The sequence below is a fragment of the Micromonospora sp. NPDC047187 genome (genome assembly GCF_040643355.1).
Lineage (GTDB): Bacteria > Actinomycetota > Actinomycetes > Mycobacteriales > Micromonosporaceae > Micromonospora > Micromonospora salmantinae.
In genome coordinates this window covers 48315-68105 of the sequence record NZ_JBEYUF010000032.1, presented here as the reverse complement: position 1 = coordinate 68105, position 19791 = coordinate 48315, and the positions used below count along the sequence as shown (strand labels likewise).

Annotated in this window: 19 protein-coding genes; 11 read left to right on the top strand and 8 right to left on the bottom strand. The window is 70.5% G+C overall.

Annotated features, from left to right (window positions below; genetic code table 11):
• Window positions 1-200 precede the first annotated feature (200 nt).
• The gene (locus ABZ794_RS30905; RefSeq protein WP_210781588.1) at window positions 201-731 is read right to left on the bottom strand and encodes an adenylate kinase; all 531 of its coding nucleotides are present in this window, start codon (window positions 729-731) and stop codon (window positions 201-203) included.
• A gap of 172 nt (window positions 732-903) precedes the next feature.
• On the opposite strand from ABZ794_RS30905, the gene ABZ794_RS30900 reads away from it, so the two are divergent.
• Both ABZ794_RS30900 and prfH read left to right on the top strand, forming a co-directional pair.
• On the top strand, window positions 904-2091 hold the full coding sequence (locus ABZ794_RS30900; protein ID WP_238689581.1) for an RNA ligase RtcB family protein: 1188 nt from the start codon (window positions 904-906) through the stop codon (window positions 2089-2091).
• Window positions 2088-2705 (top strand): peptide chain release factor H, encoded by a 618-nt coding sequence (gene prfH / locus ABZ794_RS30895; RefSeq protein ID WP_357518867.1) that lies wholly within the window; start codon window positions 2088-2090, stop codon window positions 2703-2705. The genes ABZ794_RS30900 and prfH overlap by 4 nt, the downstream gene beginning before the upstream one ends.
• Window positions 2706-2721: 16 nt before the next feature.
• Here prfH and ABZ794_RS30890 read toward each other — a convergent pair whose 3' ends face one another.
• Window positions 2722-3627: an alpha/beta hydrolase gene (locus tag ABZ794_RS30890; protein WP_357518866.1), complete on the bottom strand. Its 906-nt coding sequence runs from the start codon at window positions 3625-3627 to the stop codon at window positions 2722-2724.
• A gap of 162 nt (window positions 3628-3789) precedes the next feature.
• Here ABZ794_RS30890 and ABZ794_RS30885 point away from each other — a divergent pair, with 162 nt between their 5' ends.
• The 4 genes from ABZ794_RS30885 (at window position 3790) to ABZ794_RS30870 (ending at window position 8249) form a co-directional block, all read left to right on the top strand.
• Window positions 3790-5160 carry a bacterial Ig-like domain-containing protein gene (locus ABZ794_RS30885; RefSeq protein ID WP_357518864.1) on the top strand — a complete coding sequence of 457 codons (1371 nt, stop codon included), beginning with the start codon at window positions 3790-3792 and terminating at the stop codon, window positions 5158-5160.
• 23 nt (window positions 5161-5183) lie between these two features.
• Window positions 5184-6014: a PIG-L family deacetylase gene (locus ABZ794_RS30880; RefSeq protein ID WP_210781598.1), complete on the top strand. Its 831-nt coding sequence runs from the start codon at window positions 5184-5186 to the stop codon at window positions 6012-6014.
• 382 nt (window positions 6015-6396) lie between these two features.
• Window positions 6397-7590 carry an endo-1,4-beta-xylanase gene (locus ABZ794_RS30875; protein WP_357518861.1) on the top strand — a complete coding sequence of 398 codons (1194 nt, stop codon included), beginning with the start codon at window positions 6397-6399 and terminating at the stop codon, window positions 7588-7590.
• A 317-nt stretch (window positions 7591-7907) separates the two neighbouring features.
• Complete coding sequence (locus ABZ794_RS30870) at window positions 7908-8249, top strand: metalloregulator ArsR/SmtB family transcription factor (protein WP_112585316.1); 342 nt, start codon at window positions 7908-7910, stop codon at window positions 8247-8249.
• 22 nt (window positions 8250-8271) lie between these two features.
• Here the strand turns inward: ABZ794_RS30870 and argS are convergent, their stop codons facing one another.
• Entirely contained in the window at window positions 8272-9990 is a 1719-nt protein-coding gene (gene argS / locus ABZ794_RS30865; RefSeq protein WP_210781663.1) for an arginine--tRNA ligase, read from the bottom strand.
• A gap of 345 nt (window positions 9991-10335) precedes the next feature.
• On the opposite strand from argS, the gene ABZ794_RS30860 reads away from it, so the two are divergent.
• Together ABZ794_RS30860 and ABZ794_RS30855 are read left to right on the top strand one after the other, a co-directional pair.
• Window positions 10336-11091, top strand: a complete 756-nt coding sequence (locus ABZ794_RS30860; protein ID WP_210781601.1) for a hypothetical protein — start codon at window positions 10336-10338, stop codon at window positions 11089-11091.
• A gap of 183 nt (window positions 11092-11274) precedes the next feature.
• Complete coding sequence (locus ABZ794_RS30855; RefSeq protein ID WP_210781602.1) at window positions 11275-11763, top strand: nitroreductase/quinone reductase family protein; 489 nt, start codon at window positions 11275-11277, stop codon at window positions 11761-11763.
• Window positions 11764-11821: 58 nt separating this feature from the next.
• Here the strand turns inward: ABZ794_RS30855 and ABZ794_RS30850 are convergent, their stop codons facing one another.
• Complete coding sequence (locus ABZ794_RS30850; protein WP_357518858.1) at window positions 11822-12205, bottom strand: hypothetical protein; 384 nt, start codon at window positions 12203-12205, stop codon at window positions 11822-11824.
• A 406-nt stretch (window positions 12206-12611) separates the two neighbouring features.
• On the opposite strand from ABZ794_RS30850, the gene ABZ794_RS30845 reads away from it, so the two are divergent.
• Window positions 12612-13046 (top strand): DUF6223 family protein, encoded by a 435-nt coding sequence (locus ABZ794_RS30845; RefSeq protein WP_210781604.1) that lies wholly within the window; start codon window positions 12612-12614, stop codon window positions 13044-13046.
• A 99-nt stretch (window positions 13047-13145) separates the two neighbouring features.
• On the opposite strand, the gene ABZ794_RS30840 is transcribed toward ABZ794_RS30845, so the two are convergent.
• From ABZ794_RS30840 to ABZ794_RS30825, 4 genes are all read right to left on the bottom strand, one after another.
• Complete coding sequence (locus tag ABZ794_RS30840; RefSeq protein ID WP_238689573.1) at window positions 13146-13808, bottom strand: response regulator transcription factor; 663 nt, start codon at window positions 13806-13808, stop codon at window positions 13146-13148.
• The gene (locus tag ABZ794_RS30835) at window positions 13805-14944 is read right to left on the bottom strand and encodes a sensor histidine kinase (RefSeq protein ID WP_357518856.1); all 1140 of its coding nucleotides are present in this window, start codon (window positions 14942-14944) and stop codon (window positions 13805-13807) included. Before ABZ794_RS30835 ends, ABZ794_RS30840 begins: the two co-directional genes overlap by 4 nt.
• 53 nt (window positions 14945-14997) lie before the next feature.
• Complete coding sequence (locus ABZ794_RS30830) at window positions 14998-16866, bottom strand: ABC transporter ATP-binding protein (RefSeq protein ID WP_238689592.1); 1869 nt, start codon at window positions 16864-16866, stop codon at window positions 14998-15000.
• A gap of 249 nt (window positions 16867-17115) precedes the next feature.
• Window positions 17116-17607, bottom strand: coding sequence for a MarR family transcriptional regulator (locus tag ABZ794_RS30825; RefSeq protein ID WP_210781607.1), 492 nt, complete (start codon window positions 17605-17607; stop codon window positions 17116-17118).
• Between the two features lie 109 nt (window positions 17608-17716).
• On the opposite strand from ABZ794_RS30825, the gene ABZ794_RS30820 reads away from it, so the two are divergent.
• The gene (locus ABZ794_RS30820) at window positions 17717-18766 is read left to right on the top strand and encodes an LLM class flavin-dependent oxidoreductase (protein WP_210781608.1); all 1050 of its coding nucleotides are present in this window, start codon (window positions 17717-17719) and stop codon (window positions 18764-18766) included.
• Window positions 18759-19787, top strand: a complete 1029-nt coding sequence (locus ABZ794_RS30815; RefSeq protein WP_210781609.1) for an LLM class flavin-dependent oxidoreductase — start codon at window positions 18759-18761, stop codon at window positions 19785-19787. The genes ABZ794_RS30820 and ABZ794_RS30815 overlap by 8 nt, the downstream gene beginning before the upstream one ends.
• Window positions 19788-19791: the final 4 nt, after the last annotated feature.

The window sequence follows — 19791 nt, the reverse complement described above, 5'->3', positions numbered from 1 at the left end:
GGCCCGCCCCCACCGGGAGCGGGCCGACGACGCGTTCGCCATGGACGGTCAGTCGACAAGCCCAGCTCGCGCATGGCTTCGTCCTCCCGCTCGTGGGACAGGTGGAGCAGAATCTGGCGCCGGGGGTCACCGAGGCGCACCACGTAGGTCTGTGCGAACTGCGCGCTGCCAGCCTCGCTCGGCGCAGTGTTCGCGCGGCATCAGCGGCGGGGCAGCCCGGCCAGCCAGACGTCCAGCTCCGCTGGGGAGCGCAGTAACACCACTGGCGGCGCGGACGGATCGGCCTGCCAGGCCCGCATCCGCCGTCGGGCCCGGCCGAACGCGGTGACGTGCCACACCAGGATCGAGTCCGGGGACAGCACACTGCTCAGCGACTCGCGGTTGCCGTTGCAGATCACCTCGCCGGTGATCACCCGGCGGACGGTGCGGCGAAGCAACCGCCCGAACGAACGCCATCGTGGATAGTCCAGGCCGACGACAAGGTCGGCGCGGGCCATCGGAACGTCCCGCCAGCCGTGGTACGCCCCGTCGATGATCCAGCGGTCCCGTCGGCAGACCTCCTCGATCCGGCTGCGTTGCTGGGCGACCGGCACCTCGACCCAGCCCGGTCGCCAGAGCAGATCGTCCACCGGATACCAGGGCACTCCGAGGTGTTCGGCCAACCGCGCAGCGAGCGTGGACTTGCCGGAGCCGTACACCCCGTAGACCAGGATGCGACGCGGTGCGCTCATCGCGGCAGCGTACGTCGTGAAGGAAAATCGGTTGTCGTGCCTGGCGCATCTCGGCCAGAGTGACGTCCATGACGTACTGACGGACTCCACCCCCTGCTCCGCGCCACCGGTGATGCCTCCCGGGGGCCGTGACGCCGTCCGCTTTCACGTTCGCAGCCAGAGATGAGCCCCCTTGTCCCAGCACCACCTCCCTCGGGAGCCCCTGCCCCCGTCCGCCCCGGCCACCGTCACGGTGTTCGCCTCCCCGGCGAGCTGGATCGAGTCCGATGCGCTCACACAGTGCCAACAGGTCGCCGCCCTGGACGGCATGCGGCACGTCGCCGCGATGCCGGACCTGCATCCCGGCAAGGGCGCGCCCATCGGCGCGGCCATGGCGTCGACAGTGCTGTACCCGTTCCTGGTGGGTTCCGACATCGGCTGCGGCATCGCCGTGTTTCCCATCAAGCTCAAGCGGGCCGTACCGGAACGGCTCGCCGCCCGGTTCCCCGACCTCGACCAGGCGCTCGACCCGGTACGCGACGCCGACGACCCCGCCTGGGCCGCCGTCGACTGTGCCGTTCCGGCCGGTCACCTCGACGGTCTCGGGACGGTGGGCCGGGGCAACCACTTCGTGGAGCTGGCCCGCGTCGACACCGTCTTCGACGTACGGCACGCGGGCCGGCTCGGGCTCGACGCGGGCGATCTCGTGCTGATCGTGCACAGCGGTTCCCGTGGTCTGGGCGAGCGGATCCTGCGGGCGCACACCGAGGTCCACGGCGCCGGGGCGGCGCCCGACCCCGCCGCCTACCTGGGCATGCACGACGACGCCGTGCGCTGGGGATCGCTCAACCGCCGGGTGCTGGCCGCCCGGGTGGCGCACGCGTTGGGGGCCGAGCCCACCGCGCCGATCGTCGACCAGTGCCACAACCTGGTCGAGGTCCGGGACGGGGTCTACCTGCACCGCAAGGGCGCGGCACCGGGTGACGGGCGCGATGTCCTGATCGCCGGTACCCGGGGAACGGCGTCCTACCTGGTGGCCGCGCACGCCGGGCCGGAGGCCAACCATTCGGTGGCCCACGGCGCTGGCCGCAAGATGTCGCGCGCCGACGCCCTGCGGCGGGGCCGGGCCAAACACACGGTCGAGGAGCTACGCCGTACCCCGGTGGGTTCGCTGGTGGTGTGCGGTGACCGACAGTTGCTCTTCGAGGAGGCGCCCACGGCGTACAAGCGCATCGAGCAGGTGATCGCCGACCTGGTCGAACATCGGCTGGCCACCCCGGTGGTCAGCACGACGCCAGTGGTCACCTACAAGACGCCCGACCTCGGTTCCGCCGCCCGGCCGGACCGGCGGGGCCACCGCGGCCGGCGAGGCCGCTCGTGAGCGCGTTCCTGCTGTTGTCGGCCGGGCGTGGGCCCCAGGAGTGCGCCTGGGCACTGAGTCAACTGCTGCACCGCCTGCGGGGCGAGGGCGTCCGCCGAGGTCTGACGATCCAGCAGGTTGAGGCGGTTCCCGGTGACCTCGCCGGGACCTACCGGTCGGTGCTGATCCGGATCTCCGGCGTCGACGCCGAGGCGTTCGCGGCCTCGTGGACCGGGACGCTGTGCTGGCAGGCCCCGAGCCCGTACCGGTCGGGCATCGGCCGGAAGAACTGGTACGTCACCGCCCAGCCGCCCGAACGCGACGCTCGGCCGACGACGTTCCGCGAGGCGGACGTCGACATCGTCGCCTGCCGCACCGGCGGGCCGGGTGGTCAGCACCGGAACAAGGCCAGCACGGCGGTACGCGCGACGCACCGCCCCTCGGGCCTGGTGGTCGTGGTGGACGAGGAGCGGCAGTTCAGCCTCAACCGCCGGATCGCCCTGGACCTGCTGCGCCAGCGCATCGAGCAGGGCGACGTGGCGGCGCGGCGTGCCGTCACCACCGCCCGGTGGCGCATCCACGACGAGCTGGTTCGCGGCGATCCGGTGCGGGTGGAACGTCCGACGCACCGGTGACCGGCAGTCCAGCGACTCAGACCTCCAGCACCGCGTCCGCGAATGCCTGCGGCGCCTCCTGCGGCAGGTTGTGCCCGACACCGCCCCCGACGGTCCGGTGCTCGTACGGGCCGGTGAACTGCTTGCCGTAGACGGTGGGCTCCAGGTGCGGCGCACCGTTGGCGTCCCCCTCCAGGGAGATGCTGGGCACCGTGATCTTCGGCTTAGCGGCCAGGCGCTCCTCGATCTGCGCGTACTGCGGCTCGCCGTCGGCGAGAGCCAGCCGCCAGCGGTAGTTGTGGATGACGATGTCGACGTGGTCGGGGTTGTCGAACGCCGCCGCGCTGCGGTCGAACGTCGCGTCGTCGAACGTCCATCTGGGCGACGCGGTGTGCCAGATCAGCTTCGCGAAGTCGCGCCGGTTCTTGTCGTACCCTTCCCGACCGCGCTCGGTGGCGAAGTAGTACTGGTACCACCACGCGAACTCCGCCTTCGGCGGCAACGGGACCGTGCCCGACTTCTGCCCGTCGATCAGGTAACCGCTCACGGAGACCAGACCTCGGCAGCGTTCGGGCCACAGCGCGGCGACGACATCGGCGGTCCGCGCGCCCCAGTCGAACCCGGCGAGCTTCGCGGTGTCGATGTCCAGGGCGTCCAGCAGAGCGATGAGGTCGAGCCCCATCGCCGCCGGTTCGCCGTTTCGCATGGTGTCGTCGGAGAGGAACCGGGTCGTGCCGTAGCCCCGCAGGTACGGGACGACGACCCGCTGGCCGGCGGCGGTGAGCAACGGCACGACGTCGGCGAAGCTGTGGATGTCGTAGGGCCACCCGTGCAGGAGGATCACCGCGTCCCCGTCGGGCGGCCCGGCGTCCACGTATCCGACGTTCAGCACACCGGCCTCGACCTGTCGCAGGTCGGTGAACCCGCCAGCGGCCCTTGCCATCGACTTCTCCCCGCGTCCGGACCTGCTCGGATGTGCCGATCACGCCCGAATCTAACGACCTGCCCGGAGCCTGAGCACCGTTCGCACAAGGACCGCTCGACGGATGCCGAGCTAGGTAAAATGCCAGCTCCGGCGAGTCCAGTGGCGGCGGAAGGTGATCGGGTGACACAGACCGAGCAACGCCCCGGGGCCGCACTCGCCCCGTTCTCGCGCTACGGCATGGTCAACTTCGCCCGATCCAACAGCCACCGGGGGCAACAGCTCTACAGTGCCGCGAGCATCGGAAACGATCCGACCAGTTGGGCCGCCGTCAACGACGGGCAGGCGGTGCTCCGGTCCCGCACTGGCATGCACGCCCTCCGCGACCCGTCCATCGTCCGCTCCCCGGAGGGGGACAGGTTCTACCTCGTCGCCACCGATCTGAACGTCGACGGCCGGGCGTACGGGTGGCGTGGCTGGGACTGGGCGCAGAGCGGCGCGAGCCGGCACATCGAGGTGTGGGAGTCCATCGACCTGCGGACCTGGTCCGAGCAGCGACACGTGCTGGTGGCCCCGGAAGAGGCAGGCATGGCGTTCGCCCCGGAGGCCATCTGGGACGAGTCGATCGGCGCCTACGTCGTCTACTGGACCTCGTCGGTGTACGCCCCCGGCACGTACTACACACCGGATCGCACCGATCCGCGTGGCCGCTTCCCGCTCACCCGGAACCAGACCCTCTACAGCACCACGCGGGACTTCGTCACATTCACTCCAGCGCAGGTGATGTGCGGCCGGCCGCACCACGGGACGCTGGACGCGGTGATCATCCGAGACGACACGGACGGGTCGTACCACCGCTTCGTCTGCGACCGGACGGCCACCGGCGTCGGGGTCACACCGTACGTCCCCGGGTGCGGCTCGCAGGACATCTATCAGGAGCGGTCGACCGCCATCCTCGCTCCGCCGGACGACTGGGCGCTGGTGGCGAGCTGCATCACCCACCGGACGATGAACACCACCTACGCCGAAGCGCCGATGGTGGTCAAGGCGAACCCCGGTGACGTACGCGGACCGGGCTACTACCTCTGGGCCGACCAGATCTGGGCCGGGTCGCCCTCCGGTGAGCCCCTGGAGGAACAGTTGCACCCGTACTGGAGCGCGGACCTCGCGTCGGGCGACTGGACGCCGATCGACTGGAGTCGGAAGCCCGCATACGACCTGGCGGACGGCGTGCTGCGCCACGGGACCGTCTTCGCCCTCACCCAGGCGGAACATGCCGCGCTGCGGGGCGCCGACCTGACGAGCGTCGCGGTGCGGATCCCACCGACCAGGACCACGTACGCCGTCGGCGAGCCCCTCGACCGCACGGGTCTCGTGGTCACGGCCGACTACACCGACGGGGTGCGGGACGAGGTACTGGCGCACGGCCACGGCGGGTACACGGTCTCGGGGTACGACCCCACCACCGCAGGTGTGCAGACCATCAATGTGTCGTACTCGGTGGTCGGTGTGACGAGGACCGCCTCGTTCCCGGTGGAGGTTGTGGGGCCGTAGCGGGATGACCGTAGGGTGATGGCATGGCTGAGCGACCTCTGACCCTGATGGCGGTGCACGCCCACCCCGACGACGAGGCGACGAGCACCGGCGGCGTGCTTGCCCGCTATGCCGCCGAGGGGGTCACCACAGTGCTCGTGACCTGCACCGACGGGCGATGTGGGGACGGCCCGGGTGGGGTCAAGCCGGGCGATGAGGGGCACGACCCGGCCGCGGTGGTGGCGATGCGCCAGGCCGAGCTGGAGGCCAGCTGCGCCACGCTGAACGTCACCCACCTGGAGACCCTCGGCTACGCCGACTCCGGGATGATGGGCTGGCCCACCAACGACCTGCCTGGCGCGTTCTGGACGACGCCGGTGGCGGAGGCGGCGGCCCGGCTCGCCGAGCTGATTCGGCGGTACCAGCCGGACGTGATCGTCACGTACGACGAGAACGGTTTCTACGGCCACCCGGACCACATCCAGGCCCATCGGATCACCATGGCCGCCGTCGAGCAGACGGACGTTCCGGCGAAGGTCTACTGGACCACGGTGCCGCGTACGGCGTTCGCGGAGTTCGGCCGGATCATGAAGGAGCTCGGCGTCGAGTGGGCCGATCCGGACGCGGCGGCGGAGCCGGGGCCGCAGCTCGGCCTGCCCGACGACGAGATCACCACCTGGGTCGACACGAGCAAGTACGGCGCGCAGAAGTTCGACGCGCTGGCCACGCACGCCAGTCAGACCGAGAACATCTTCTTCCTGCAACTGGGCCAGGAGCGGTTCACCGAGTTGATGGGCGTGGAGACCTTCGTGCGGGTCCAGGACCGGACGGGCGCGCCGACCCCCGAGGACGACCTCTTCGCCGGTCTGCGCTGACCACTCTTCCGTAGCGCCACCAGGCATCGTCGGACACCGGGTCGACGATGCCTGGTGGCGTGCGCCGCGATGACCTCACCACGCGAACCGGTCGCCGGTCGCCGGTCGCCGGTCGCCGGTCGCCGGTCGCCGGTCGCCGGTCGCCGGTCGCCGAAAGTTTCGACCGCCAGCTGCTCGGCGCTGGGCAGGTCATGTGATGAATTTCCGGAAGTTTTCAGCGTTGACGCCCAGACATAGATCGGCTTAACGTTTCGAGCAAGTTTCCGGTTTCCGACCGGAACTACCGGCGTCACCCCACCAGCTCGCGTCTCCACCCGACCAATACCGCACCCTCACCTCCTAGATCGACATCTATCTATTGATCGTCTGGAAGGGAAGGCACATGAAGTTGAGACAGTGGTCGACCGTCGGCCTGGTCGCCGTCGCGACCATCGCCACACTGAACACGGTGCCGGCGACCGCGAGTCGGCCGTACGACCCCACGACCCAGAGCCTCGGTACCCTCGGCCTGCGCCACGGCCTGCACGTCGGCACCGCGGTCAACATGGACGCCCTCAACGACGCCAGCGACCCGCAGTACCGCGAACTGGCCTCCTCCGAGTTCGCCTCGGTCACCGCCGAGAACGTGATGAAGTGGGAGAGCCTGGAGCCGACCCGCGGCGCCTACAACTGGGCGCCGGCCGACGAGTTCGTCGACTTCGCCAAGCGCAACCGGCAGAGCGTGCGCGGTCACGTGCTGGTCTGGCACAACCAGTTGCCCGCCTGGTTGACCAGCGGCGTCGCCGACGGCTCCATCAGCAAGCAGGAGTTGCGCGAGCTGCTGCGCAAGCACATCACCACAGTCGTGAACCGCTACAAGGGCAAGATCTGGCAGTGGGACGTGGTCAACGAGGCGGTCAGCGACCCGTGGGACACCCCGTCGACCCTGCACTACAAGGGCTTCTGGGCGCAGAACCTCGGGCCCGGCTACATCGCCGACGCGTTCCGCTGGGCGCGGGCCGCCGACCCGAAGGCCCTGCTGTTCTACAACGACTACAACATCGAGGCGTTCGGCTCGGGCAACCCGGCGGACGACAAGACCCAGTTCGTGTACGACATGACCAAGAGCCTGCGCGCCCAGGGCGTCCCGATCGACGGCGTCGGCTCCCAGGGTCACCTGGGCACCCAGTACGGCAACTTCGACACCCTCCAGGTGACCGCCGCGCTGAAGAAGTTCGGTGGGCTCGGTGTGGCGACCGCGTTCACCGAGGTCGACGTCCGCAGCCAGCTGACGGAGGGCGTCCAGGCTGGCAACTCGGAGGAGATCAACCCCCGGCTCCAGGCGTCGGCCGCGAACTTCAGCGTGCTGATGAAGGCGTGCCTCGCCGTGCGGAGCTGCCTGTCGTACACGGTCTGGGGTTTCAGTGACAACCATTCGTGGGTGCCGGGCTGGTTCGACGACCCGCCCGAGGGCCTGGCCACCATCTACGACGAGAACTACCAGCCCAAGCGGGCATACCAGGAGTTGAAGTCCGACCTGATCTTCGCAGGGCCGCCGTACGTCCTGCCCCGCATCGCACCCAGACCTCGCCGCTGACGCCCAGGGCCGTGGGGGGGGGGGGGGGGGGCCCCCCCCCCCCCCCCGCCCCCCCCCCGGCGGCGGGGGGCGCGACGGGGGTGGGTGGGGGGGGGGGCGCCCGCCCCCACCCCACCCCCGCCGCTCCCCCCGGGGCGGGTGGGGCCCCCCCCCACCCCCCCCACGGCCCGCGTGCCACCACGGACGTCGACGGTCGACTCACGTTCGGTGGTTCCGCTGTCGCCATCCGGACGCCATCGGAGGGCTGGTGCCGGATCTGCCGGTTTATTGATGGTGTTGGTGTCACTATGGCAGGCGTGGGAACTGCGAAAACTGCCATGCCTGCGATCTCGCCGCTCACCGGCGATCCCATCAAGCGGGCCGATGCCGAGCGGCTAGCGGGGGTGCTGAAGGCCTTCGCCGATCCGGCGCGACTCCGGTTGCTCAGCCTGATCCAGTCCGCGCCGGAAGGTGAGGCGTCAGTGAGTGACCTCACCGCGGCGCTCAATCTCTCCCAGCCGACGGTGAGTCATCACCTTCGGATCCTCACCGAGGCCGGCCTACTCGAACGCGACAAGCGAGGGGTCTGGGCGTACTACCGCCTGGTGCCCGCCGCGATCGCGCAGATCGCCGACCTGTTGACGCCGCCCCGGAAGCGGGCGACGAAGCGGGCCCGCTGACCGGGCCGGAGGGGCCGGTTCGTCACATCCGCTCCACTGTGCGGATGCCCAGCAGGTGCAGCCCCTGCCGCAGGGTCCGGGCGGTCAGCTCGGCCAGCAGCAGCCGGCTCTCCCGCAGCTGGTCCGTGGCACGCAACACCGGGCAGCGCTCGTAGAACGCGTTGAACGCTGTCGCGAGTCGGTGCAGGTAACCGGCGAGCTGATGGAACTCGAGACTCCGCTCCAGCTCGCCGACCACCCCGGCGAAGCCGAGCAGCTCGACCGCGAGCGCCCGCTCCGCCGGCTGCGCCACCACGATGGGGGCGTCCGGCCGCACGGCGGTCCCGGCCCGCCGCAGCACTGACCGGATCCGGGCGTACGCGTACTGCAGGTAGGGCGCGGTGTTGCCGTCCAGCGCCAACATCCGCTCCCAGTCCAGGACGTAGTCCTTGGTCCGGTCGACGGACAGGTCGGCGTACTTGATGGCGCCGATGCCCACCGCGCGGCCGATCTCGTCGGCGGTCCCGGCGTCCAGATCCGGGTTCCTGCTCCGGGCCAGGTCGGTGGCACGGGCGACCGCCTCCTCCAACAGCCCGACCAGCTTCACCGACTCACCGGCCCGGCTGCGCAGCATCCGCCCGTCGGTGCCGAGGATGGACCCGAAGCCCAGGTGCTCGGCCCGGGCCGGCGGGCAGAGCCAGCCGGCCGCCTCGGCGACGGCGAACACCATCGCGAAGTGCTGCCGCTGCGGTAGGCCGACGACGTACAGCAGCCGGGTGGCGCCGAGTTCGCCGACGCGCTGCCGCAGCGCGGCCAGGTCGGTGGCCGGATAGCCGTACCCACCGTCGCTCTTGCGCACGATCAGCGGCAACGGCTCGCCGTCCCGGCCGGTGAACCCGGGCGGAAAGACGCACTCGGCCCCACCGCTGGGCAGCAGCAGCCCCAGCTGGTCCAGGTCGTCGACGACGTCCGCGAGCAGGTCGTTGTAGGCGCTCTCGCCCCGAAAGTCGGCACCGGACAACGTCACGTCGAGCAGGTCGTACACGGTCAGGAAGTACCGCTCGGACTGCGTCACCAGCAGCCGCCACAACCGGCGGGTCCGCTCGTCACCGCCCTGCAACGCGACCACCCGCAGCCGCGACCGTTCCTGGAACGCCTCGTCGGCGTCGAACTTCACCCGGGCCGCCCGGTAGAAGGTGTCCAGGTCCCCCATCGACAGGTTCTGCGCGGCTTCGGCCTCACCGAGGTCGATCAGGTGCTCGATCAGCATGCCGAACGGTGTCCCCCAGTCACCCAGGTGGTTGACCCGCACCACCCGGTGCCCGAGCCAGTCCAGCAGCCGCACCGCAGCATCACCGATGACAGTGGAGCGGAGGTGCCCGACGTGCATCTCCTTCGCCACGTTGGGCGCCGAGTAGTCGACCACCACGGTCTGCGGCGTCGCCGTCGGCGGCACGCCGAGCCGGGCGTCACCGGCCAGCCCGGATACCAGGTCGGCCAGGGCCCGGTCGGCAACCGTCAGATTGAGGAAGCCAGGCCCGGAGACCTCCGCCAACACGCCGACGTCGTCGAGCACCGCGTGCGCCAGCACCGCCGCGGCGATGTCGCGCGGCGGGCGGCCGAGCCGCCGGGCCAGCGCCAGCGCCGCGTCGGACTGGAAGTCCGCACGTGGAGACCGCCGCACCAGCGGGTCGACCGGGCTGCCGGCCACCGCCGCGAACGCCGGTGCCAGCCGGTCGGACAACAACTTTTCAAGATCCATCAGTACGCCGATCTCGCTCGGACCCACGCTGCCACGCGAGCCGTTGACGGGGAGATACGGGCGGACCGAGGACGACCAGCGAACGACCGGCGGCTCGATCCGCCGGTCGCAGGAAACAGGTCAGCGCGGGCGGGCGACGGATCGCCGGCGTCGCCCCGCACCGACCTGGACGTCATACGACAGTCCGGTGCACTGAGCGATCACGCTGGTCATGCGGGGCAGCCTAGCGGCCCGGCCGACCCGACGACACAGAAATTCCGTGGTCCGGCCGATGCCCGAGGCGCCACGTGGTCGTTTCGGTCGACTCGGGGCAGGGAACTTCCTCGGGACAGACGAGGGGTGATGATGAGCCGATACACAGCACTGCCGATGGCCCGTACGCGACGCGCGCTCGCGCTGCTCGGCACCGTCGCACTGGCCGCTGCCTGCACCGCCACCGAGGATCCGCCCGGCTCTGCCCCGGCGACCACCGCACCGGCCACCGCGTCGGCGTCAGCGCCCCCGACAGATCCGCCATCGCCGAGCGCGAGCACCCCGGTGACCATCCCGACCTCGGCCTTCGTCGAGTTGCCCGCCGAGCTGCGGAAGTCTCCGCGACGGACGACGCCCGTCGAGGAGGCACTGCCAAAGCTGTGCGGCAACGAGTTCGGCACCGGCGGCCGGCAGGTCACCGCGAGCGCCGCGATGACAGTCACCTACCAGAAGGCCGGCGAGCCCGCCAGCAACGTGCCCCAGGGGATGATCCACCAGACCATCTTCACCTTCGACGGCGACGGCGCCTCGGGTTACCTGGGCCGGCTCCGCACCGGCGTGCAGGCGTGCCCCTCCTACGACCAGTCCGGAAACCGCGTCACCGTCAAGAGTCAGGCGCTGCCCGGGGTCGGCGACGAGGCGCTGCTGCTGACCCGGACGTGGCCCGAGACGAGCCTGAACGGCGAACGCACCGGCGGCACCGCGTCCAGCCAGATCGCTGTGGCCCGCGTCGACAGCACGGTGACGGTCTTCGACGACCAGGGGTGGGAGGGCACCAGCGGCAACCCCGCCATCCTGGACCGGGTCGTCCGCGACGGCGTCCGCGCCATCGACGCCTGGCAGGGGTGATCCACCCACCCGCCACCGGCGCGGGGCTCCACCGATCGGTTCCATCCTCGGTCGAATCATGGACACCTGGACGCGAGTCACGCTCGCGCCGGGAGACTTGGGGATCACGGTCCACAGTGGCGGGGTGCGCCCGCGGAAACCAGCCACCCGGACCATCAGCGTTGGTCGGTGGAGGAGGTCGTCATGTCGGACGCTCAGGGAACAAAGGCGCCGTGGCTCCCGCCACGGTGGTTCATCCGGCTGGCCTGGTCGGTGCACCGGGGCCTGTACCGGGTCTCCGGCAGCCGGGTCGGGCTGTGGCGACCCCGCGAGACCCGCTGGGGCACCCTGCGGCTGACCACGACCGGACGCCGCACCGGCCAGCAGCGCAGCGTCATTCTCGCGTACTTCGAGGATGGCCCGAACCTGGTCGGGGTGGCGATGAACGGGTGGGGCGAGGGCGCTCCCGCCTGGTGGCTCAACCTCCAGGCGCACCCGGACGCGTCAGTCGATCTGGTCGACGGGCGGCGGCTGGTGCGCGGTCGCGCCGCCACCGACGACGAGCGGTCGCGCCTGTGGCCACGCTGGCGCGAGGCCGACAAGAACTTCGACGCCCACGCCGCACGGCGATCGTCGGAAACCACAGTGGTGGTGCTGGAGCCCAGATCGGATAGCGACGCCCCGGTGCAATGACGCAACTCGCGGCTTCCGCACCATCGGCTCCGTCTGGTTACCCGGCTGCCACGCGGGCTCAACTGCCGAACGCGAGGTAGAGACCCAGGCCGAAGTTCACCACCAGGACGATCGCGCCGACGACGGCGAACCAGCGCCGCCAAGCCGTCCACCGGACCGTCCGCTGGGACTCGACGATGCCCGCCTCCTCCACCCGCACCGCGGCGATCCTGTCCCGCTCACTGGCGTCACGGCGGCCCGCTGCCACGTCGGCGCTGAACAGGGTGACGTTGCCGCGGAGTTCCTCGGTGAGAGACCGGAGCGCCTGCGTCATCGAGTCGATCGAACCGTTGATCCTGCGCAGGTGCTCATCGTGCCCCTGTAGACGTTGCTCGATCCGGCCCGCGTCGAGACCGCGGGCGTAGGCGGCCGCCAACTCCTCCGCGTTGTCCGGGCCCGTCATCGTGGGTCCGTCGGCACCGACGACGCTGCTCCTGGCCCGCACTCGGGCGGGACCGCCGTAGCCGTCCGGCGCAAGGGCCGCGGCTGAGGCGTGGTGCTCGTGAGACGCATCCGCCACCTCCTACTGACCCCGCACCACCTGGTCCGGGTATCAGTCGTACCACTCCCAGGCCCCGAACGCCACTGCTTGGATCCGACAAAACCGCAGGTCAAGGACGTGTTCATGGCCAGCACGCGCGTAAATAACAGGTGCCTGACGGCGGCCTGGAGACAACTGCGGCGGTACGACGTCCCGAGGGCGTACATCCCGGGTGGTAGGCCCATCGGCAACTCCGGCATGACGACTCACCAGCGGTTTGCTTCCTAGGCTGCCACCCGTACCCGTCACGAGACCGAGGAGATCCACGATGTCCGTTCGTCACCTGCTTGCCACCGCCGTAGCCGCCCCGCTCGGAGGGATCGAGCTAGCCGCACCGGCAGCGGCGCACGTCGCGGCCCAGCCAACCGCCGCCGCTGCTCTCTCCATGAGTTCCGGACGTCTCGGCGCCAGCGCGGCCGCCCTGCTGGGGCTGGTCGGCGCCATCATCGGAGGACTGGCCCTGGCCCGCCCCGCCAGTCGACTCGGCACCGGCTCGGGAAGCCGCGGAGCCGTCCTGGCCCTGGCGACAGGGCTGATCGGCATGGCGCTCGGCGGGCTGGTGGTGACCACCTCCGACAGTGGCATCGGCACGGGCAACGGGCGAGGCGGGGCCTACGTGGCGCTGGCGGTCGGACTGGCCGGCGTGGTGCTCGGCGGGCTGGCCCTTCTTCGCGCGCGCCGCACCGGCCACCTGGCGGGCTGACCGCGGCCGGTTCCGGCGCGGGGCCCGCCTGGCTGATCTCGTTCCATCCGAAGGCTGCCCCGCCGGCGGTCGTTCCGGCCGACCAGCCGACGGTGGTGGTCAGGAGCGAGCGAGCCAACCAGGCACTGTCAGACCGGACTCGTAGGCGAGGATCACCAACTGGGCTCGGTCCCGGGCATGGGCCTTGGTCATGATCCGGCTGACATGCGTCTTGGCGGTCGCCGGGCTCAGCACCAACCGCGCCGCTATCTCGTCGTTGGAGAGGCCGGCGGCGACCAGCGTCAGCACTTCACGCTCCCGCTCGGTGAGCACGCTCAGTCGCGGCCCGGGGTCGGGATGCTTGGCCCGGGCCGCGAACTCGGCGATCAACCGCCGGGTGATCGACGGTGCGATAAGCGCGTCACCCCGGGCCACCACCCGCACCCCGTGGATCAACTCCGCTGGCTCGGTGTCCTTGACCAGGAATCCGCTGGCACCGGCCCGCAGCGCGTCGTAGACGTAATCGTCCAGGTCGAAGGTGGTCAGAATGATGACGCGAGCGTCGGAGCTGGCGACGATCTCACCAGTGGCGGCCAGGCCGTCGAGCCCGGGCATCCGGATGTCCATGAGGACGACATCGGGTCGCAGTTGCCGGGCCAGCCGCACCGCCTCGAATCCATCGGCAGCCTCGCCGACCACCTCGAGACCGTCCTCACCGTCGAGAATGGACCGGAAGCCGGCCCGTACGAGGGTCTGGTCGTCGACGAGGAGTAGCCGGATCACGCCTGCTCCCCCACCGGTGCCGGGTCGGCTCGCATCGGCAGACGGGCACAGACCCGGAAGCCTCCGTCCGGCTGTGCGCCGGTGGTCAACGAACCGCCGAGTGCCCGCGCCCGCTCCCGCATTCCGAGAATCCCGCTGCCCGGCGAACCCGGCTGGGCGATGCCGTCGTCGTCGACCTCCACGAGCACGTCGTCGTGATCGGGCCGGACCCGGACCACAGCGGTGGTGGCACGCGCGTGACGCGCCACGTTGGTGAGCGCCTCCTGGACGATCCGATACACCGCCAGATCGACCTCCGGCGGTAGCGACCGCGTCTCGGCCAGCTCGGTGCGGATCTCCAACTCCGGCCGGGCGGCCGTCCTGATCAGATCGCCGAGGCGATGCAGGCCGGGTGCCGGCACGACCGCCGGCCCAGCTTCCTGCCGCAGCGCCCCCAGCGTCGCGCGCAACTCACTCAACGTCTCCTTGCTGGTCTGTTTGATCGCGGTGAGGGCCTGCTCGGACCGGACCGGGTCGGGTCGGTGCAACGCCGCGCTGGCCTGCACGTTGATCAACGACAGGTGGTGGCCGAGCACGTCGTGCAACTCCCGGGCAATGCGCAGCCGCTCCTCGGTGGCCCGTCGCCGGGCCTCCTCCTCCATCCGCTGCTCGGCGACGACAGCTCGGGCCAGTGCCTCGGCGAGGTAGGCGCGGCGGTTGCGGGTCACGCCGACGATGACCGCGACGAGCCAACCGGTGTGCAGCAGCGTCGCCCCGTTCATGGTGTTCGGGGACCGGTTGTAGCTGTCCGCCACGGCGAAGGCGACCACCGAGGCGAGACCGAGCCCGACGGCGACCGCGAGGTACCCCTCGTCGACAACTGTGTAGAGCGCCACGACGAAGACCAACATGATCGGGCCGGGCCGGTGCAGCAACGCCCCGTACGCGCCGATGGCAGCCAGCGCCACGACGCCCACCGGCACCGGGTGACGCCGGCGGACGTACAGCGCGCCGGTCGAGAGCAGCACCGCCAGCAGCGCCGCCCATTCGGCGGCGGTGTCGATGCCGCGCGACTGGACCACCAGGCCCATGACAGCGACCAGACCCACGGCGGGCACCAGGGCCACGTCCGCCGTCCGGCCCCGCCACCCCGACATGGACCGAAGCCTAGCCTCCCGCGATCCAGCGGGAGAAGGTCCGACTGGACCGTTCAGGTGTGCTGGTTGCCCTCGGCCAGGTTCGCGTCGTAGCCGGCGGCCTGGAGGGCGAACAGTTCGGCGTACCGGCCGCCGGTGGCGACGAGGTCGGCGTGTGTGCCGGCCTCGACGAGCCGGCCGTGGTGCAGGACGAAGATCCGGTCGGCGTGCCGGACGTTCGCGAGCCGGTGCGTGATGAGGATCGTGGTGGCGCGACCTCTCCGGTCCCGGATGGTCTGGAACAGGGCGTCCTCGGCGCGGGGGTCGAGCGCGGAGGACGGCTCATCCATGATCAGCAGTTCGGCGTCGCGCAGAAACCCGCGAGCCGCGGTGATGCGCTGCCACTGCCCACCGGAGAGGTCCTGGCCTCGCGCGAAGGTCCGGTCGAGCAGTGTCTCGTACCCGTGCGGAAGTTCGTTGATCATGTCGTGGGCGACGGCGCGGCCGGCGGCGGCCTCGATGCGATCCTGCTGGGCCTCGCTGTCGACGTCGCCGATGGCGATGTTCGTGGCCGCGGTGAACGGCCACTTGTGGTATTCCTGCGTCACCACCGCGATCCGGGCACGCAGCCCGCCGACGTTCCAGTCCGACAACGGGCGGCCGTTCCACTCGATGCTGCCCTCGGTGGGGGCGCGAAGGCCGGCGATCATCGCGGCGAGGGTCGTCTTGCCCGAGCCGTTCTCCCCGACGAACGCGACAGTCTGCCCGGCGGTGATCGTCAACGTGACGCCGTCGACTGCGGAGTCGTCCCGATCGGGGTAACGCAGGCTCACCTCGTTGACTGTCAACTCCCGCAGCCGATCAGGAGCGGCCTCGGCAACGGGTCCGGTGCTGGTCGGTAGGTAGGCGTCAGCGCGGGTCATGAAACCGGTGTAGTCGCCGAAGTGCTGCCCCTCGGTGTAGACGTGGTCGACCTGGAAAGTGGCGACGGCCAGGGACCGCTGCGCGGACTGCACGGCGATGACGCAGGTCGCCGCGGCGGCGAGCGGGATCTGCCCGTCGAGGAGCAGTAGGCCGAGCAGGGCGTAGACGGTGCCGGTCGCCAGACCGCCGACAATGGCTCCGACAGTGGTGGTAGTGGTGACCCGCCGGGCGAGGGCGAGTTGGATGTCGGTCTCCACCTGCATCACCCTGTCGTACTGGTCGAGCAGGAACCGGCGCAGCCCGTAGGAGCGCAACTCCGGGGCCGAGGCACGTTCGGCCATCAGCTTGTGCAGCAGCCACAGTCGACGTCGGCGCACCGACCCGGCGTTGTACGTCTGGTAGCGCAGATGCCCGGCCCGCAACGACGCCCACGCGTTGGGCACCGTGGCGACCAGCAGCGCCAGCAACAGCAGCGGATGGATGATGACGACGGCGGCCGCCACGGCGAGCAGCCCGGCCAGCCCGGCGAGCAGGTTCATCGACGCCTGCACCAGCCCGATCGTCGATTCGGTGCCTCGGGAGGCGCGTTCCATGTCATCGGCGAACGCGTCGGCGTCGAACGCCTCCAACCGGACCGCTGTGGACACCTCGAACAGGCCCCGCTCCACCTCACGACTCACCCGAGGCGTCAAGCCGTTCTGCGCGTACCCGGTGGCGATGCCCATCCCGGCGCGGAGCGCGACCGTCGCCGCCAGCACGGCCAGCGCGGGCAGCGCCGCCCGCACCTTGTCCGCGGTCGGTCCGCCGGCGAACAGTTCCACCAACACCCGCTGGGTGGCCAACAGGCCGAAGGCGGCCATCACCCCCGCGCCGACAGTGGCCGCGGCCACCACACCGGTACGGAGCCGGTCCGCGCGCCAACTGATCCCGACGGCTGTCCAGACGAGCCTGGGCAGCTCCGCGAAGACGGCGAAGACGCCGGCCTCCGCGCGCGCCCGCACCCCCGTCTCCCACCACATCTCCCGCAACTCCGGCAGCACCGACTCCGTGCGCCCACTGTGGGGCTTGCCGGGATTGAAGCGGTGGGCCTCTGCGGTGGCGGTCTCGCTCATGGACGTACCTCCGGGCGGCGCAGCCGTCGCCATTCCCCGCCGGGCTGGCGGAGTGGCGGCTTTCTGGAGGATTGGACCACCCGAACATAGCTCTCGGCAATCGCCCGAACACTCGCCGCTACGGATGCGATGGTGCCGGGAAAGCGTGGCAGCGCGTCACTGCGTACGCGGATCGTCGAGGCGCGCTTTCAGCGCCGTGGCGATCTCGCCCGCAGCGACGATCTGCTCCGGCGTGAGGGCGTCGACGAAGAGCTCCCGGATGGCGCGCAGGTGGGGAAAGGTGGCTCCCCTGAACGCCTCGGCGCCGGCCGTCGTGAGCAGCACCTCCGCACCGCGGGGAACCGTGGCGCACTCCTGGCGGCGGATGAGGCCGCGCCGCTCCATCCGCCCGAGATGGTGGGAGAGCCGGCTCCGCTCCCACCCGATGTGCGAGGCGAGTTCGGACGACCGCATCGCCTCGCCCTCCGCCTCGCTGAGAGCGAGGAGCACCGCGTAGTCCCCGCTCGAGAGCGAGGAGTCGCCCTGTAGGCGGGACTCGAGCCGGGAGCCGAGCGCCGCCGTCGTCTCGATGAAGTTCCGCCAGATCCGCAGTTCGTCGGCGGTCGGGAGCTGGCGTCCGCCCCGCCGGCCGGGTGTGGTCTCCGTCATCTCACCCTCCCGGGAATTGACGTGTCAATCGCCAAGTTAGCATCATTGACACGTCAACCGGTAGGTCCGCTTCCGCAGGCCGTCGGCGGATTGCACCGAGGAGGAGACCATGGCAGCTGCAGACTTCGAGCTGGGGCTCAACTCGTTCGGGGAGGTGGCCACCGACGGCGACCGGGTCCTGAGCGACGCCGAGACCGTACGGCTACTCGTGGACGAGGCACGGCTCGCCGAGTCGGCCGGACTCGACGTGTTCAGCGTCGGCGAGCACTACCGCGAGGGCCACAACGACTCGGCGACACCGGTGCTGCTGGCCGCGGTCGCGACGGCCACCGAGCGAATTCGCCTCGGCACCTCGGTCACAGTGCTCAGCACCAACGACCCGGTACGGCTCTACCACGAGTTCTCCACCCTCGACGCCGTCTCCGACGGCCGCGCCCAGATCGTCCTCGGGCGCGCATCCGCGACCGAGTCGTTTCCGCTGTTCGGGTACGACCTGGCCGACTACGAGCGGTTGTTCGAGGAGAAGCTGGACCTCTTCCTGCGACTTCAGCAGGACGAACCGGTCACCTGGTCCGGCACTGTACGAAGCCCACTGACCGGGCAGCGGCTGCACCCACTGATGCAGCCGGGCGGCATCCCGACCTGGATCGGTGTCGGGGGAAGCCCGAACTCGGTCATCCGCGCCGCCCGGCACGGACTTCCGCTCATGCTCGCGATCATCGGCGGGCGCCCCCAGCGCTTCGCCGGCCACGTCGACCTCTACACCAGGGCGCTCGAACAATTCGGGCATACCCTGCAGCCAATCGGGCAGCACTCACTCGGCCTTGTCGCAGACACCGACGAGGAGGCGGTGGAGACGTGGTGGCGATACTGGCAGCCGGTCGTGGCGGCCCTGGCCGCCGAACGCGGCTTCTACAAACCGGACCGCGCGCGCTACGAGGCCGAAATCGACCACGGCGCGCTCTTCGTCGGTTCACCCGAGACAGTGGCGCAGAAGATCGCCACTGTCGCTCGGGACCTGCGACTGAGCCGCTTCGACCTGAAGTACGACATCATGCACCTGCCCCGCGAGGCACGCGCGCGCACCATCCAACTGCTGGGCAGTGAGGTCGCGCCACGGGTCCGGGAGCTGCTGGCTAAGGAGCCCAACCATGTCTGATCTGCTGTTCGGCCTGGACACGTTCGGCGACATACCGCAGGACGACGCCGGCAAACTCGTCTCCCACGCGGCGGCGATCCGGCAGGTCGTCGACGAGGCAGTCCTCGCCGACCAACTCGGGGTCGACGTCATCGCGCTGGGCGAGCACCACCGGCCGGAGTACTCGGTCTCCACACCGGAGACGGTGCTGGCCGGAATCGCCACCCGCACCTCGCGGATCCGGTTGGCCTCCGGCGTGACCGTGCTGAGTTCGGACGACCCGGTACGGGTGTTCCAGCGCTTCGCCACAGTGGACGCGCTGTCGAACGGTCGAGCCGAGGTCATCCTCGGTCGCGGCTCGTTCACCGAGTCGTTCCCGCTCTTCGGTTACGACCTGCGCGACTACGACACGCTGTTCGAGGAGAAGATCGAACTGTTCGTCAAGTTGCTGGACGAGAAGCCGGTCACCTGGAGCGGCACCCTGCGTGCCCCACTGGAGAACGCCGACGTGTTCCCGAAGACCGAATCGGGTCACCTGGACACCTGGGTCGGCGTGGGTGGCTCGCCGCAGTCGGTCGTCCGCACCGCCCGGTACGGGCTGCCACTCATGCTCGCCATCATCGGCGGGGCCCCCGAGCGCTTCGCGCCCTACATCGACCTGTACCGCCGGGCCGCCGACCAGCTCGGTACGACCGCGCACCCGGTCGGCATGCACTCGCCGGGCTTCATCGCCGACACCGACGAGCAGGCCAAGGAGATCTACTGGCCGCACTATCGGATCATGCGAGACCGGATCGGCAAACTGCGGGGCTGGCCCCCGATCCGCCGTCAGGAGTTCGACTCCGAGGTGGAGAACGGCTCCCTCTACATCGGCTCACCGGAGACGGTGGCCCGCCGGATGGCCCGTGCGATCCGCAGCCTCGGTGTCGGCCGGTTCGACCTCATCTACTCGGCCGGAGCGCAACCGGCCAGCGCCCGGATGCGCGCCGTGGAACTCTACGGCTCGAAGGTGATCCCCATGGTCCGCGAACTGCTGGCCTGAACAG